The 16,017-nt window shown below is 52.7% G+C and carries 12 protein-coding genes; 2 read left to right on the top strand and 10 right to left on the bottom strand.

Annotated features, from left to right (window positions below; translation table 11 throughout):
* Position 1: 1 nt before the first annotated feature.
* From T496_RS0102730 to preA, 7 genes are all read right to left on the bottom strand, one after another.
* Complete coding sequence (locus T496_RS0102730) at positions 2 to 970, bottom strand: hypothetical protein (protein ID WP_027449390.1); 969 nt, start codon at positions 968 to 970, stop codon at positions 2 to 4.
* Between the two features lie 17 nt (positions 971 to 987).
* Entirely contained in the window at positions 988 to 2,691 is a 1,704-nt protein-coding gene (locus T496_RS0102735; RefSeq protein WP_044110496.1) for a RagB/SusD family nutrient uptake outer membrane protein, read from the bottom strand.
* Positions 2,692 to 2,709: 18 nt separating this feature from the next.
* The gene (locus tag T496_RS0102740; RefSeq protein ID WP_231477986.1) at positions 2,710 to 5,775 is read right to left on the bottom strand and encodes a SusC/RagA family TonB-linked outer membrane protein; all 3,066 of its coding nucleotides are present in this window, start codon (positions 5,773 to 5,775) and stop codon (positions 2,710 to 2,712) included.
* Positions 5,776 to 5,874: 99 nt separating this feature from the next.
* On the bottom strand, positions 5,875 to 7,623 hold the full coding sequence (locus T496_RS0102745; protein ID WP_027449393.1) for an ELWxxDGT repeat protein: 1,749 nt from the start codon (positions 7,621 to 7,623) through the stop codon (positions 5,875 to 5,877).
* 203 nt (positions 7,624 to 7,826) lie between these two features.
* Positions 7,827 to 9,344, bottom strand: coding sequence for a M6 family metalloprotease domain-containing protein (locus T496_RS0102750; protein ID WP_081783518.1), 1,518 nt, complete (start codon positions 9,342 to 9,344; stop codon positions 7,827 to 7,829).
* 18 nt (positions 9,345 to 9,362) lie between these two features.
* Positions 9,363 to 10,235 (bottom strand): DMT family transporter, encoded by an 873-nt coding sequence (locus T496_RS0102755; protein WP_027449395.1) that lies wholly within the window; start codon positions 10,233 to 10,235, stop codon positions 9,363 to 9,365.
* Positions 10,236 to 10,316: 81 nt separating this feature from the next.
* Positions 10,317 to 11,759, bottom strand: coding sequence for an NAD-dependent dihydropyrimidine dehydrogenase subunit PreA (preA, locus tag T496_RS0102760; RefSeq protein WP_027449396.1), 1,443 nt, complete (start codon positions 11,757 to 11,759; stop codon positions 10,317 to 10,319).
* A 105-nt stretch (positions 11,760 to 11,864) separates the two neighbouring features.
* Between preA and pgeF the strand changes: the two genes are divergently transcribed.
* Positions 11,865 to 12,650 (top strand): peptidoglycan editing factor PgeF, encoded by a 786-nt coding sequence (gene pgeF, locus T496_RS0102765; protein ID WP_027449397.1) that lies wholly within the window; start codon positions 11,865 to 11,867, stop codon positions 12,648 to 12,650.
* 1 nt (position 12,651) lies between these two features.
* On the opposite strand, the gene T496_RS0102770 is transcribed toward pgeF, so the two are convergent.
* Positions 12,652 to 13,572 carry a DMT family transporter gene (locus T496_RS0102770; protein WP_027449398.1) on the bottom strand — a complete coding sequence of 307 codons (921 nt, stop codon included), beginning with the start codon at positions 13,570 to 13,572 and terminating at the stop codon, positions 12,652 to 12,654.
* Positions 13,573 to 13,735: 163 nt separating this feature from the next.
* Between T496_RS0102770 and T496_RS0102780 the strand changes: the two genes are divergently transcribed.
* A complete protein-coding gene (locus T496_RS0102780; RefSeq protein ID WP_027449399.1) occupies positions 13,736 to 15,082 on the top strand; it encodes a DUF389 domain-containing protein in 1,347 nt (448 codons plus the stop codon).
* A 118-nt stretch (positions 15,083 to 15,200) separates the two neighbouring features.
* On the opposite strand, the gene T496_RS0102785 is transcribed toward T496_RS0102780, so the two are convergent.
* Both T496_RS0102785 and T496_RS15190 read right to left on the bottom strand, forming a co-directional pair.
* Positions 15,201 to 15,641 (bottom strand): Ig-like domain-containing protein, encoded by a 441-nt coding sequence (locus tag T496_RS0102785; RefSeq protein WP_081783519.1) that lies wholly within the window; start codon positions 15,639 to 15,641, stop codon positions 15,201 to 15,203.
* A 34-nt stretch (positions 15,642 to 15,675) separates the two neighbouring features.
* Positions 15,676 to 16,017, bottom strand: a 342-nt coding sequence (locus T496_RS15190; RefSeq protein WP_027449401.1) for a hypothetical protein, incomplete at its 5' end; no start/stop codon positions are given.

The following is a 16,017-nucleotide window of genomic DNA, read 5'->3' on the forward strand; positions in this document are numbered from 1 at the left end:
TTCAAAGGATTTCAAAAGTAATAATAGATGTTGCTTTCACACGACTGTTCTCTGGCGCTGTTGTTACAAGGGTATAGATGCCCTCCTGTGTTAAGTCGATGGTAGCGCCTGAAGGAATCTCCCTCCCATTAATATAAAACTTCTCATTGTCTTTTATATTGTGTAAAAGAGTGATATTTTGCTTGTCCGTCCCCTCTGGAAGCGCAAACTGATATGTCAGTGCATTCTGATTAAAGGCATCACGCACCAATACCCCCTCAATGCCATTCAAGGATACAGACGAGAACTCTGGGTAAACGAGCGTGTAGAGCATATAATCACGCACAGAACCAAAGTCCGACTCCACCTTGATATGGTGTGTCTTCGTCAGGTCGTAATAGGTCTTGGCCGTCCACAGCACGTCATCGACATAAACCTTCGACGAGTCCGACTCAATATCGAAACTCAGTCGCTGACGTTCGGCTTTCAGCACCACCTCTCGACCGTTATACACCTGTTTGGAAGGCAGACAGAGAACCCAGTCACTGCTTTCCTCCATCAGCTCGGCATAGTAAACATTCGGAGTGATGCTGGAATAGAGCTTGTCGATGGTTGTCACATCATCCTTCACCACCACATCAAAGGCGATGGTATCGCTGCTGAGGTTGTCGCCCATGAAAGTATCGTAAGTGGTAGCAACCACCACGATATGAAACTGTCCAGGCACGCTGTATGAGTAAGAGAAGTGACCCTTGTTCACGGCGAAGCCCGTATCACCAGCCTTGCGCTTAGCATAGTCGTGTCCCTCGTCGCCAGTCCATACCACCACCTGATCGGCCACCCCCGTAAAGTCAATCTGTGCACTTTGGTTAATCTCCAGTTCCGTCTCGCTGATAGTTGCGCTGGCAACAGGCGTACGAGCGCTCTCATTCTCGTCAGAGCATGCCACCAGGAGCAGGCTCATCAATAGTATAGCATATATTGTTTTCATCTTGTTTGTCGTTTGCATTAATAGCCATAATTCTGTTTTACCACACCATTTGCCACGTCAACCTCAGTCTGTGGGATAGGCATCAGCTCATGAACACCCTCGCGGAAGTAAGCACCGCGACGCGTGGCGCGATACTGCGCAAAGTTATGAAGCGTCTTGGCAGCGATACCCTGACGGACAAGGTCGAAATAGCGGTCCCACTCAAAGGCAAACTCCATGCGGCGCTCACTCCATATCTGGTCGCGTATATAGCCATAGCCACCTGCCACATAGAGTTTCGTGGAATTATTAAGCGTGTTGACCTGTGCCTTACACTTATTCAGATTGGCAAGCGCCTGCTCACGCTGTCCGCACTCGTTCAGCGCCTCAGCATACATCAGCACCACATCGGCATAGCGCAAGACGCGACGGTTTCTGCCGTTATCGCCGGCATACTTTGGTTTATCCTTCTTTGGCGTGTACCATTTCAACGACACATAGTTGCCTTCGCCACCTTGCCATATCTCTCCATCGAAGGTCTGGCCCTGGTGATGAATCGTAAAGTCCTTTCTCACGTCGGTATCAAAGATGTTAGTCAACAACTGATCGGTGGCGTACATCTTCACCTGACCAACATTGAAGAATTCCAGCCCCTGTCCTTCGTTGGTATCACCACTGGTGCCATCGGCACTCTCCTTGAAGTTGATCTCCCAAATAGACCCCTTGCTGAACTCACCATCGTTGTAGAACTGATACAGATACGACAGCTTATCACCATTATGCAGAGCATTGCCATAATAGTCCTTATACTCCAACGAATAGACATTGTTCATGGTTGGCAGATTCGCTGTAGGACTCTCATACTCACTCGTGTTCTGTGTTCCGTTCTGTATCAGCGAAACAGGCTTGAACCACAGACGCTCTCGCAATGTTTCCCAGTCTTCCTTTCCGTCGTATTTCAACATCTGAGCATAGGTCATTGTAGTATTGTCAACCATATACTGTCCCAGCTCCACCATTTCATTCCATTTCTCGGAAGGCACGCCTGGCTTCGCCTCATACATCAGCACTTTCATCAGCAGGGCTATCGCAGCACCGCGTGTCGCCTTGCCCAGGTCTGAAGAACTGCTATACACATTCGGCAACATGACGGCAGCCTCGCGCAGGTCCTTTTCCACATAGGCATAGCACTCCTCCAAGGTAGAGCGAGGCACAACCAGGGAGTCCACACGTTCCTGTTCCGGTCTGATGGGCACGCCACCAAAAGTCTTTATCAGGTTGAAGTAATAATACGCACGCAGGAACTTTGCCTGTCCATAAATCCAGCGCACCTGATTATAGGTAGCCAACTGATCATTGGTGATGCGCACCCGGTGGATGTTATAAATCACCTGATTGGCACGGTGAATACCCTTATAGTTCACGCGCCACCGCTGCAGAATCCATGTGTTCGACGTGTTGAAACGAAAGTTCACCAGCTGTCCCATCTGCGACGAGAGTCCTTCGTCTGTGCCAAACACATTGTCGCCCATAGCTTCGCCGAAGCGCCACTCCTGGTCGTTATATTCATCAGACTGCAACTCATCATAGGCCGCATCAAGTGCGCTCTGCATCTTATACCGCGTGTCGTAATAGTTCTCGTCGGTGGCATTGCCCAGCACGTCCTTATCCAGGAAGTCGTCACAGGCCGTCATCGAGAAGGCCATCGCAAGAACGGATATCTTATATAAAAGCTTGTTCATAGTTGTTCTATTCAATAATTATAAACCCAGTTTGACACCAAATGTAAACGAACGAGCCTGGGGATAGTTACCTTGGTCAACGCCCATGCTGAGGTTGTTGGTTTCTGTGCCCGACACCTTACCCACCTCGGGGTCGAAACCGTCGTAGCCCGTAATGGTAAACAGGTTATAGGCTGTTAACGACAGAGACAGCGCATTAATCTTCAAGCGCGACAGCACACTCTGAGGCAGGTTGTAAGTGAGTTGCACCTGCTTCACGCGTAGGTAGTCGCCATCCTGAATGAAGAAGTCGCTGGCGCGGAAGTTGCGCGGTGTATCGTTGTTCGCCAAGTCTGGAATGTTGGTATTCGTATTCTTGGGGAAGAATGTGCGTGCCTGACCTTCCAGCTGTCCTGACCAGTGGCGCGAGCGGATGTCGGCATAGACATTGCCCTCGGCGGCATTATAGAGGTAGTAGTCTGTGACGTTGAAAATCTTATTGCCCGTCTGGCCCTGCATGAAGATGCTCAGGTCGAGGTTCTTATAGCCCACAGACACGGGAATACCAAACACGAAATCAGGTAAAGGAGAGCCCAGGAACGTACGGTCCTCGGCCGTGATACGGTTGTCGCCATTCAGGTCTTTGAAACGGAAGTCGCCAGGCATTGTCGTCTGTTCAAAGTCGTTCTTGCCCACCTCATACTGTGCACTCTGCTTCACCTCTTCGAAAGTCTGGAAGATACCATCGGTTACGTAGCCATAGAAGCTACCGATAGGCTGTCCGACTGCTGTCTTTGTAACATAGTCCACGATGCTACCCTCTGAAAGGTAAGACCCCCAAATAGGCTCATTTCCTGTTCCAAGACTGGTCACCTTGTTCTTTATCCATGAGAGATTGAAACCTATCTCATAGCGCCAGTCCTTAGCAATATTGTCACGCCACTTCACGTCGAACTCCCATCCATAGTTCTTGACTGCACCGGCATTCGTCATAGGACTGCTGTCCAGTCCGGCAGAGCTGACCGTAGGCACACGCAAAAGCATGTCGGAGGTCTTTCGGTTAAAGTATTCGGCAGTCAGCATCAGTCGGTTATTCCACAGCGAGATGTCAAGACCCACGTTCCAGCTCTCGTTCTTCTCCCACTTGATATCATCATTGCCAAGCACAGTGGCCGTGGCACCTTCGAATACGGTGGAGTTGCCAAGACCGAAGGGGTAGTTGAAGCCCGAGGTCAGATAGGTATAGCGAGAGAGTTCATCAATACGGTTGTTACCCAACAGACCCCAGCCCACGCGCAACTTGGCGTTAGACAGCCAGCCCTTGAACGACTGCATGAAAGCCTCGTTAGAGAATTTCCAACCCAAAGAGACCGAGGGGAACACACCCCATCGGTTGCGTTTCGAGAACATAGAAGAGCCGTCAGCACGCACATTGGCCTGCAGAAGATAGGTGTCGTTCAGACTATAGTTGACACGACCTATATAACCTATTGACGTCCATTCACGATCCAGGCCGTAGGCCTTATCACCAGTATAGGCACCCGACAGATAACGGAACGCCTCTTCGTTACTGGGAGTGCCAGAACGATAGCCTTCCTGCCAACTGTACTTATAGCCTTCAGCTGTCTGACCTGCCAGAACTGTGATACTATGGTGCTTATCCTGCCACATGAAAGTAAGCAGGTTATTGATTTCCCATTTATTGGTATTGCCTTGTTTCTTGTAAACAGTTGACAGAGAAGTAGGCATTACAAAATCCTCATCAAGTCCGAAGACCTCTGAATAATCATCATCAACGCGACGTATGGTATAGTATGACGCCTTGAACTGATAATCGAAATACTTCAGGAACTTAGCATCCAATGAAAGATTCAAGTCCAGACGGTCATTACGCATCTGGTTGTTATATTGATCCAGCTTAGCAATAGGGTTTGCACTATACCAGTAGCCCACATTATTATAAAGATATTCCATTGGCGACTCGTAAAGCGCTTGCTTCAAAATACCAGAAGAGCCTTCTGGCACTCCATTACGCCGCTCATTGGTATAGGCCATATTTCCTTGCATCGTGAGCCATGCTGCCAACTTTGTGCTGATGTTCAGACGACTGTTGAAACGGTTGTAGTCTGACGTCTTCACAATACCATTCTCTTTATAGTAGCTGCTGCTGGCCAGGAACTGTGTCTTCTCAGAACCACCGCTCACACTGACGCCATGCTGCATCTTCAGTCCTGTGCGCGTCACAGCATCCCACCAGTTGCCTGCCGAGTTATGGTGCAACGTGTCGAGGATGGCATATTTTGCCGGGTCATAACTATAAGAGCCATCACCGTTCTTGCTCATGAACAGCCGTCCGTCGGCAGAATAGGTCGAAGAGCCATTGACATAGTCCATCATCAGGGCATAGTTGTCGGCATCCATCACGTCAATCTTCTTCCAAGGGTTCGACACGCCCATATATCCATCATAGACAATAGCCACCTTACCCTCCTTACCGCGTTTCGTGGTAATGGCCACAACGCCGTTAGCGGCACGCGAGCCGTAAACGGCACTTGAGGCAGCATCCTTGAACACTTCCACGTTTTCGATATCATTAGGGTTCAGATAATCGATATTGTCCACGATGAAACCATCTACCACATAGAGCGGGTCGGCATCGTTGATGGTTCCCGTACCACGGATTTTGATTGTGGTTCCGCCACCAGGCGCACCAGAGTTCTGGACGATGTTCACACCGGCGGCGCGGCCTTGCAGCGCCTGCAGCGCAGACGACACGGGGGTATTGTTGATGTCCTTACCAGCAATAGAACTGATAGAACCAGTAATATCACTCTTTTTCTGCACGCCATAGCCAATGACCACTAGTTCGTCGAGTGTGTTGGTGTCAGAATGCAAGATGACGTTCACCTTTCGTTGTCCGTTAACCGCCAGCGACTGTGTCTGATAGCCCACATAAGAGAATACCAGCGTACTACCGGCAGAAACCGTAATAGAGTAATTACCGTCAAAGTCTGTGACGGTACCGTTCGTCGTGCCCTTCTCTTTGACGGTGACGCCAATCAGGGGCTCGCGAGTGTCGTCAATCACTTGACCCGTGATGTTCATTTTCTGTGCAAAGCCGAAGCTCGCACAGAAAACGAACAGGGAAACAAGTAAGCAACGAGTGAATGCTTGTTTCAACATACTAACCTAAACAATAATAATTTATAAAACGATATGTTTCTTGTTACCAATGATGTAGATGCCTTTCTTCAGGCCCTTGGCGGCCTCGTTGGCATCGATGCTGCGGTGCAGCTGTGTACCATTGATAGTATAGACATTGACGGTTTTCTCCTGAACCTTGTCGCCAGCCATGTTCTTTATGGCATCGGGCATGCTGCCAAAGTCAGGCTCCATATAGCCCTTGTCGCTTTGACCGTCCCAGTTCACCTTAGTATATTCATCAGCATAAAGGCGGTTGTTCGCACCACATACATAGAGGATTGTGCCGTTCAGGTTACGCAGCGTGTTCACATTGTCACCAGTCGTTGTGATAGTAGGAACAACAACAGGCTCGTCAGCAAGGTCATCCAGACGATAGAGTCCGCTACCCAAGCCCTGATCCACATTGTTTGCTTCGTTCATCCAGTAGAGAGAACCACCTGCTACGATAGGCTCTTTCACCCAGTTGCAGAGAGTACCAGGGAACTTTGTCTCAGTCTGGCGAGTAATGGTCTCACCATCGAATATCAGCATCTCACCACCATGCTGCACCGGATCGGCATTGGCATCAAAGCCGTCGGCACCGCAGAACACATACTTATCCTGGAAGACACAACCTGGATCGGGAAAAGAGTTGTGGTCCTGCGAGGGATTCAGCGTGAAGTAGTCGAACACCTGGTAGTCGCCCTCCTCCAGGTTCGAGCCCACAAGCTCGAAACCTGTCGACGAGCTCCATCCGCGGAACCAGATGCGGTCTTTGTAAACCTCCCAGCCTTCACCAAAGACGCCAGGACCAACGCCCAGACCATTGTTTGGATCAACGGCAGGATTGGCATCATAAACCTGATAGGTGCCAGCCTCTGTACCATCAGAAGCCCACAACTCGTTTCCGCTCTCCATGGTCCATGCCTTGAAGAAGAGCTTACCATTCTTATAGTTCTCCATACAGTCAATGGCAGAGTCGCGCGTATAGCCATCGCCCTTGTCGGTATTGGGCTCTTTGTTGATATCCTTCACCAGATAGGTACCAGCCTCCGTACCGTCGGTCACCCACAGCTCTGTGCCGTAGTGACCGTCAATATCGTCGGCTTTGAAGAACAGACGGCGACCCACACGCACAAAGGCAGAGTGCTGGTTGGTGTTCTCCTTACCAGGATTGTCCACCTTCACCTGCTTCACAAACTTTGTTCCCTCTTTTGTTCCGTCGGTGATCCACAACCAATACTGTGCACCATTATCGGGATCATATTCCGCACTCTCGTCACTGATGGCAGCAAAGACAGCCTGTGTCTCGTTGATCTGATAGATAGCCTGAGGATTGCCGTCGCCCATCTCGTAGGTCTGTGCAATCAGTTGTGTGCCGGCCTCGGTGCCGTCGGTCACCCACAACTGTCGTCCCTCATTGTCTGTATAGGCAGAAAACAGCACCTTCTCGCCCAGACGACAGAGCCATGCCGGCGAAGAAGAACCACTACCAGGCAGGATGTCGGCCACCATCTTCGTGCCATCCTTCGTACCGTCGGTCACCCACAGCTCCGTGCCATGTTCATCGTCGGTAGCGGCAAAATAGGCCTTGTAGCCTTTAGCTTCGCTACCAGCCACCACCAGATTCTTCTCCTTCACTGTTCTGCGTTCAGGGTTAATGTCGGTGGTCACTCCATTAGGAAGCAGGTCAATCACATGGTCCGACTGAGCCATTGCACTACCCATGGTCAGTGCCAAGACTGTTGAGAGTAAAACTTTCTTTTTCATAAAAGTAATAAATTGGTTTAAGTAAGTAAAGTATAACTGATTGGTAAAAATTTCCGTTGGCAAAGGTCACCAAAAATGCAGATAAAGAAGGGTAAGAATGTGCTTTTTACCCGGTACAGATGTTCAGAAGTGCTGCTTTTAAACAAAAATACCTGTTCCCAGCACAAGAACAGGTATTTTTTTATATGATTTATGTAGAAGAATTATCGCATAATCTTCCTTACTGCTCCATTGGCATAGCGCACAATGGCGATATTGCCAAGGGTGTAGAGAATGGTGTAGGTGCCTTTTGGCGCAGACGAGGCTGGCGTGGTGATGGCGCTGGGCGCATCACGCTTCATAAAGCTGAAACTGGCCAGCCCGTCGGTCACCGCCATGTTGTAGATGGGCTTCGACATCAGTTTCTGACCTCCAACACAGGGATTAATCGTCACCGAGGCCGGTGCACTGTTGTTGGTCAGCGAGTCGTTGTCCTCATAGGGGTAGGCCCACCCGTCAAGTTCCCTGAGCTTTTGATAAGAAGGAGGCGCCAGGACCGTATTGTTGGCGGCTATAATATAAAGGTTCTTACTGCGATTAGGCACGTTAGGCATCTCGTAGCGTTTCCATTCAGGATTGTAGTTCACGTGAAAAATGATGATGCCACTGCCCGGCAACGGCTCGTCCCACGACACCTGCTGGCGGTTCTCCACCACGTAGTATTCGTCGCGACAGGAATCGTTGCGGATGATGTAGGCCTCGGGATGCGTGGCCAGCGCGTTCATGCCCGTGATGCTGACAGGCTCTGTCAGTTCGGTAGGCGTGATCCATCCCATCTCCATACGCTCAAATGCCGAGTAGCCACAAGGACGGAATCCGCCATCGTTATAGTTGCCAGAGTCCATCAGGTCCCAATGGTCCAGAAATGTTGTATTACCATAATATATATCAGGCAATCCAAGACAATGACTGAACTCATGGCAGATGGTGCCAAAGACGCCATACGTTTTAGAGGAAGTCTGTTCCTGCACACAGCAGTAGCTGTCCACCACGCGCTGCGCACCGTCCGTGCCCACCACGATAGACTGACAGTTCTCATGCTCACTGAGCCAGCCCTGGTGGGGCCATATCAAGTTTGGCTCGCGGCTGTCGTTCATGCCCTGACCGGCATAGACCATGAGCAGCTGGTTCACCTCGCCATTGTTGTTCCAGTCGTAGGGTGTCCAGTCTATGTGGCGCTGCTCCAATACCTCTACCACGTCCTGCACCAGGTATTTAGAGTTCTCATCATCAAAATCCGTGCTTTTGTATTTGGCGCATGAATCACCGAGCACCACATACTGCAAGTCAAACTGCAGGTTCAGTCGTCCGTAGCTCTGATCATGGAAATAGTCGTGCACCGATCCGTAGAATGGTGCTTCGTCGAAGTGCTCCTCGTTGAAGATGCGGTTCCATATCCTCAGCGTCCTGACTTCCGTGTCTTGGGCGCTCTCCGTGGCGCTCTCCTTGCTAAAGCCCTTATCGGAAAAAGCCACCAGCACCACCAGTTGACGGCGATTGCCCAGATACTGCACCGCCGTGGCCGAGTCTGTGGCTGCCGCTGCCCTATGGCGCGCCTCCATCTGCACCTTGCGGTGGCCCGTGCGGCACATGCGGCGACGCATAGGCTGATAGTCGTCGGCCATCATTGTGACCGACAATAGCGCCAGCAATAAGAGTAAAAGTCCTTTCTGTCGTTTCATTATGAAGTAGTCGTTATGTTATTTTGACCTCAATGCCCGCCTGCTTTGCAGCAGCACGCTGAGCAGTATCAATGCAATGCCGATGTAGAACGAGAAGTTAATCTCGCGCCCCTCGCCAAAGATGAAGAAGGCCAACAGGATGGTGTAGCAAGGCTCCAGGTTGTAGGTCAGGTTCACCGTGAAAGCCGACAAGCGCTTCAGGGCCTGGATCTGCAGCAGATACATGCCCACCGTGCAGAACAGCGCATGACAGAGCATGAACCACAGGTTATGACCTTCGGGCAGCACCACCACCGGCTGTTCAGAGGGGAAGAACAGCAGATAGAGCGGGATGATGGCAGATACCAACACCAGTCCGCCAGACATCTGGTACATCAGCACCGTCCTGCTGCGCACACCCACGCTCACCTTCTTGTTGCAGATGGCATAGAGCGCACAAACGGCCGACGACACCACGCCGATGCCGATGCCATAGCGATAGCGGGCGTCGAGCGAGAAGATGCACAGCACGCCAGCCACGGTAATGAGCGAGAACAGCAGTTCGGTCCACGACAGTCGGCGGCGATAGATCAGCGGTTCGAAAAGGGCGGTGAAAAAGCCTATCAGCGAGAAGCAGATCACACCGATAGACACGTTCGAGGCCTTGATGCTGCCATAGAACAACATCCAGTGCAGTCCCAGCAGGGCACCGCATCCGCACAGTTGCAAGAACTTGCGCCAACCCACACGGGGCAGACCGGTAAAGACGAGAAGTATCAGGCTGGTGAACAGCATGCGATACCAGACGATGTCCACCTCGTTCAGCGTGATCAGTCGCCCAAACAGCCCCGTAAAACCAGCCAGCAGCACGCTCAGGTGCAGCTGCACAAAACCTTGTCGCGTCTCATTCATAGTGCAAAGTTACGCTTTTTTATCAGAAAAAGAATGCTTTGCTCACAGAAAAGCTACACTTTGCGCCAGGAAAAGTGCCTATCAGTCTTTCTTAGGAATGCGCTTGGTGAGACCCATGGCGCCCGTAGGACATACCAGTCGGCAGAGGTGACAGCCCACGCACTTCGTGCCTACGATATGCGGCTGACGCGTGGTCGTGTCGAACGTGATGGCCTGATGACCACCATCTGCACACGACAGCTGACAGCGCCCGCAACCGATGCAGCGCTCGCGGTCTATCTTGGGATACACCACCGTGTCGCGGTCCATGTCGGAAGGCTTCACCACGCTGCCCAGCAGTTCGCCCACACAGTCGGCCAGTCGTGTCACGCCGCGGCGCGCCATGGCGTGTTGCATGCCCAGCACCAGGTCGTCGATGATGCGGTAGCCATACTCCATCACCGCCGTACACACCTGCACGTTGGTGCATCCCAGCTGTATGTATTCCAGGGCGTCGCGCCAGGTCTCGATGCCACCTATGCCACTATACTCCACGCCCTTGATGATGGGGTTCGAAGCCATGTCGGCAATAAAGCGCAGGGCAATGGGCTTCACGGCCCGTCCCGAATAGCCCGAGATGGCATACTTATCGCTGACCTTCACCTCTTCGTTCAGCGTGATGCTCTTGATGGTGTTGATGGCCGAGATAGCATTAGCCCCGGCAAAGTAGGCGCCCATGGCTGGCTCGTTGATATTGGTGATGTTGGGTGTCATCTTCGGGATGACGGGGATCTTCACCGCCCGCTTCACATAGGCTGTGTAGAAGGTCACCAGCTCGGCATTCTGCCCCACGTCGCTACCCATGCCAGCCAGTCGCATCTGCGGACACGAGAAGTTCAGTTCTATGGCATCCACGCCAGCCGTTTCGGCCATGTGTGCCAGTTCTATCCACTCCTCTTCGGTCTGTCCCATAATCGAGGCCACAATCATCTTCGTGGGGTATTGCTGCTTCAGGCGGCGCAGAATGTCGAAGTCCACGTCCACGGGGTTCTCGCTGAGCTGCTCCATGTTGCGGAAGCCCGCAAAGGGTTTCCCTACGGCATCGAAGCGAGGCGACACCTCCCTGATCTCCTGCATGCAGATGGTCTTATAGAACACGCCCGCCCACCCTGCTTCCAGGGCGCGCGCCACCATCTCGTAGTTGGTACATATGGCCGACGAAGCCAAGAAGAAGGGATTCTCGCAGTGAAACCCGCAGAAGTCTATCTCCAGCGACGGCAGGTTGACGGCAGCCGGCTGGGGCACGGCGGCTAGCAGCTCCCGGATGCGTATCGGGCGGTCGTAGTGGATGCACGCCTGTTCGGCGCGCTCCAGGTCGGCCTCGCTACTTGCTGCCACCCACTGGGCGGCTATCTCTGCATTGTCAAATCGTATGGCACGAATGGCCCTGGCGGGGTCGCCCGTACCGCAAGCCTTTGTACACGGTGCGTCCTGACAGAACAGACATCGCGCGGCTTCTTCTCGGATGTTCAATTGTCGTTTCATGACTCACTAGGTTTTTAGTTAACGTTGCAAAGATAATGTTTTTCTCTGTATCGCCAACGTTTTTCGTAAAAAAAAGTTATCTTTGCATCACAATTTACTTAAGGAATGAAGCAACCTGTACTGCACAATTATCATATGGGCGAAGGTGTCACTGCCTTCAGCACCACACGCCAAGGGGGCTATAGCGAGGGGCGCTATGGCGAGTTCAACATCAACCGCTACTGCGGCGACAGCGAGGAGGCCATAGGCCGCAACCGCCAGGCGCTCACCCAACTGCTGGGCATTGACGATGCCCACCTGCTGATGCCTCATCAGGTGCACCTCACGGAGATAGCCGTGGTAGGCAATGATTTAAACATGAATCTGGAGGGCTACGACGCCTTGATGACCGACGTAGCGGGGGTGTGCATCGGTGTGAGCACGGCCGACTGTATTCCCGTGCTGCTCTACGACCGCCGTCAGCGAGCCGTCTGTGCCATTCATGCCGGATGGCGTGGCACCGTGAAGCGCATCGCTGCAAAGGCCGTGGCACGCATGACAGCTGTCTATGGCACCCAGCCACAAGACGTCATCGCACAGATAGGTCCTGGCATCCATCTGGACAGCTTCGAGGTGGGCGACGAGGTCTATGATGCCTTCGCACTAGAGGGGTTCGACATGAGCCTCATCAGCAAGAGATACCCTGCCAAGGAAGCCACACCCGGTGCTTCGCTTTCCAAGTGGCACATCGACCTGCCCCAGTGCAACCGCCTGCAGCTCATCGAGACGGGCATACCGGCTCAGCAGATCAGCGTCTCTGGGGTGTGCACCTTCGAGCAGAGCGAGCGTTTCTTCTCGGCTCGCCGACTGGGCATCCAGTCTGGCCGCATCTTCACGGCCATCATGCTGTAGCTTAGCCTAGGAAGAACAGGCTTACGCCTACTACCGAAATGAAGGCACCCAGCACGGCACGCCACGTGATACGCTCGTGGAACAACCAGCGCGAGGGCAACAGAATGATGATGGGGGTGGTGGCCATCAGCGTAGAGGCAATGCCGGCAGCGGTGTACTGCACTGCCATCAGTGAGAAGCCTACACCGATGAAGGGACCAAAGAGCGTGGTGGCCATCGCAATGGCAATGCCCTTGCGGTCGCGCACCGACTCACGGAAATGCTTGGTTTCACCGCGCAAGTACAGCAGCACGCTGAAACCTATGATGCCCGCAATACAACGATAGAAGTTGGCGCTGAAGGGCACCAACCACTCGGGCATGCCGGGATCCATCTGATAATGATCCATACCTATTTTGCTCAGCACCAGTCCAATGCCCTGACACATGGCGGCGCCAACGGCAAAGAGCACACCGTTCAGGGGCAGCTTCAGCGAAAAGCGGTGATGCTCGCCGCGACCCAGCACCGAGGTGCCTATACCTACCAGCGTGACCAGCATGGCAACGATGCTCATCAGCGTCATCTTCTGACCCAGCGTGACCCACGCCATCAGGGCTGCCGACACCGGCGCCAGCGTCATAAACAGCTGACCAAAGCGCGAACCGATGATGATGTAGCACTGAAACAGACAGAAGTCGCCTATCACATAGCCCACCAGGCCAGACAACAGCATCCAGCAGGCAGCCTCTTCATCGGCACCCGCAGGCAGCATGGTGCCCGTAGTGACATAGAACAGGACCTGCGAGAACAGCAACGCCAGCGCCATGCGCATCACGTTCAGTGTCAGGTTGCCCAGTCGTTTCGAACCAAACTCACTCAGTAGTGCTGTAGCCGTCCACGAGAATGCTACACCAATAGAAATCAATTCGCCTATATAAGCCATTGTTATCCCTTAATTGTTTTTGTTTATGGGTTACAAAGAAATGCTACACTTCCTGTGCGGCACCTTTTTTTTCGTGCGCAAAATTACGAATATTTTCTGAATAAAAAGTATATATATAGGAAAAAGTTGTATCTTTGCAACCAAACTAAAAACTTCTATCGCCATGGATATCAACTACATGATTAGCAAGGCCAAGGTTTACTTCAACCTGATGCCCGACAAAGACGACGAACAAGGTATCATCGATCAGATCAGCAGCGGCGTGTCGTTTCGCGGCGCCAACCTGTGGGTGCTCATCTTTGCCATCTTCATCGCCTCGCTGGGACTGAACGTCAACTCTACGGCGGTCATCATCGGCGCCATGCTCATATCGCCACTCATGGGACCTATCATCGGCATGGGACTGGCCGTGGGCATCAACGACCTGGAACTGCTCAAGCGGGCTGCCAAGAACTTCAGCGTGGCTACGGGCATCAGCGTGCTCACCGCCACCATCTATTTCATCATAACACCACTGGGCGACGCCCAGTCAGAGCTGTTGGCACGCACCTCGCCTACGCTCTACGATGTGCTCATCGCCTTCTGCGGCGGTGCGGCAGGCATCATCGCGCTCTGCACGCGCGGCAAAGGCAACGTCATCCCGGGCGTGGCCATCGCCACGGCACTGATGCCGCCACTGTGTACGGCGGGCTACGGACTGGCCACGGGCCACATCCTTTACTTCCTGGGAGCCTTCTACCTGTTCTTTATCAACACTGTGTTCATTGCGCTGGCCACCTATTGCGGCGTGCGCCTGATGCATTTCCAGCGCCACGAGTTTGCCTCGGCCGACCTGGCCATCAAGGCGCGGCGCCTCATCATGGGCATCGTCGTGGTGACGATGTTGCCTGCCACGGTGGTCACCGTGTTCATCGTGCGTCGCAGCATCTTCGAGAACAACGTGCGTAAGTTTGTCAAGACCGAGCTGACGCAGCCGGGCACACAGATCATCTCGTCTGATGTTGAGAAAGACAGCATGCAACTGCGCATCGTGGCGGTGGGTCGCGAGATTACCGATGTCATGCAGGCCAGTGCTGAGCGCCACATGGAGCTCTACGGCATGAAGGGCTATCAGCTGCGCATCATTCAGGGCGTACAGACCGACAGCATCCTGACGCTGAACAGCCGTCTGTCGAGCATCAATACCACGCGTGAGGCCGACCGTCAGCAACTGCTGGAGCTATCGGCCAAGAACACCACGCTGACCAACCGGTTAGAGGGTTACACGCGCTATGAGAGCATGTCGGCGGCACTGCGCCCGGAACTGAAAGTGCTGTTCCCACAGGTGTCCGCCATCGGCTTGGCACCCATGACCGAGTCGGTAGCCGACAGCACCCGTCAGGCGCACTTCGTCATGGCACTGGTCACCACGCCCGCCAACCATCGCTTGTCTGGCAGCGAGCGCCAGATGCTGCACGACTGGCTGCAGGCGCGCATCATTGCCGACAGCATCCTCGTGGTTGAGAAATAAAAAGATATAGAAGTTCGCACGTTCCTATATAGTTAGTGTCATGCCCCGACACAAAAAAAAGGAGAGTGTGCCCCAAATGTGAAGGCACACTCTCCTTTGATTTAATGTTTTCACCTGTTTACCATTCCAACTGTCGTGAGTCCGCCTCACTCTGCGATTTCTCGCTGTCCTGCAGCTGTAGGGTGCTGCCGGTGACGTGTACGGTGAGCGTGGCTACGGCATAGTCGTGCTCCAGCCAGCAGTATCTCACTGGCATCTTGGTGCAGTTCACCACGATGGTGGCAGTACCGGTGTCGATACCCTTCACCACACCGTTCTGATCGACGGTAGCCACGTTTTCGTTGCTACTGCTATACACGATGCCCTCTTTGATGGCATGCTTGGGGAAGTACGACAGTTCTATCTGCACGGTCTCCTGAGCCTTCAGGCTTACCTCTCCATTCTGGATACCCTCGCCGCTGATGAACAGCTGGGCGGGATAGATATCTTGTTTGTCGCAACTTGTGGCAACAGCCAGTATCAGCATTGCCATCGCCAATATCGAAAATAATTTCTTCATAATATCTATGTTTTATTGTTTTGTTCCTTATGTTTTAACAAAAACCTTGAAAACCCCTCTGCTGATGTTTTAGCTCTTCGAGCCCCGTGCTGCTGTCATGGCTTTGTGCCTGTGAGCAAGCTCCCGCACAAGCCCTGACAACATCACTCGTTGCTGCGCAACTAAAAACATCCTCAGAGGAAAAACCAAGAAAACAGGCTGCGCCTACACCACCTATAACAGCTACGTACTGGAAAGAATGGTTTTTTAGCGAAGCGGGGTTTTTCCACTCGTGATGACCAAGTTTGGGAACCAAACCGTGGTGGGCTTCCACGTTGTGCGAGAGCTCGCTCTCAGGCACAAACGCGGAAGGACAACACGTAAGGTCGAAGACCGT

It is taken from the genome of Xylanibacter brevis P6B11, from assembly GCF_000621825.1.
Taxonomy (GTDB): domain Bacteria; phylum Bacteroidota; class Bacteroidia; order Bacteroidales; family Bacteroidaceae; genus Prevotella; species Prevotella brevis.

Bases quoted from the DNA above. Each gene is read 5' to 3' on its own strand.
- T496_RS0102730 (WP_027449390.1), bottom strand. From the start codon at position 970: ATGAAAACAATATATGCTATACTATTGATGAGCCTGCTCCTGGTGGCA.
- T496_RS0102735 (WP_044110496.1), bottom strand. From the start codon at position 2,691: ATGAACAAGCTTTTATATAAGATATCCGTTCTTGCGATGGCCTTCTCG.
- T496_RS0102740 (WP_231477986.1), bottom strand. From the start codon at position 5,775: ATGAACATCACGGGTCAAGTGATTGACGACACTCGCGAGCCCCTGATT.
- T496_RS0102745 (WP_027449393.1), bottom strand. From the start codon at position 7,623: ATGAAAAAGAAAGTTTTACTCTCAACAGTCTTGGCACTGACCATGGGT.
- T496_RS0102750 (WP_081783518.1), bottom strand. From the start codon at position 9,344: ATGAAACGACAGAAAGGACTTTTACTCTTATTGCTGGCGCTATTGTCG.
- T496_RS0102755 (WP_027449395.1), bottom strand. From the start codon at position 10,235: ATGAATGAGACGCGACAAGGTTTTGTGCAGCTGCACCTGAGCGTGCTG.
- preA (WP_027449396.1), bottom strand. From the start codon at position 11,759: ATGAAACGACAATTGAACATCCGAGAAGAAGCCGCGCGATGTCTGTTC.
- pgeF (WP_027449397.1), top strand. From the start codon at position 11,865: ATGAAGCAACCTGTACTGCACAATTATCATATGGGCGAAGGTGTCACT.
- T496_RS0102770 (WP_027449398.1), bottom strand. From the start codon at position 13,572: ATGGCTTATATAGGCGAATTGATTTCTATTGGTGTAGCATTCTCGTGG.
- T496_RS0102780 (WP_027449399.1), top strand. From the start codon at position 13,736: ATGGATATCAACTACATGATTAGCAAGGCCAAGGTTTACTTCAACCTG.
- T496_RS0102785 (WP_081783519.1), bottom strand. From the start codon at position 15,641: ATGAAGAAATTATTTTCGATATTGGCGATGGCAATGCTGATACTGGCT.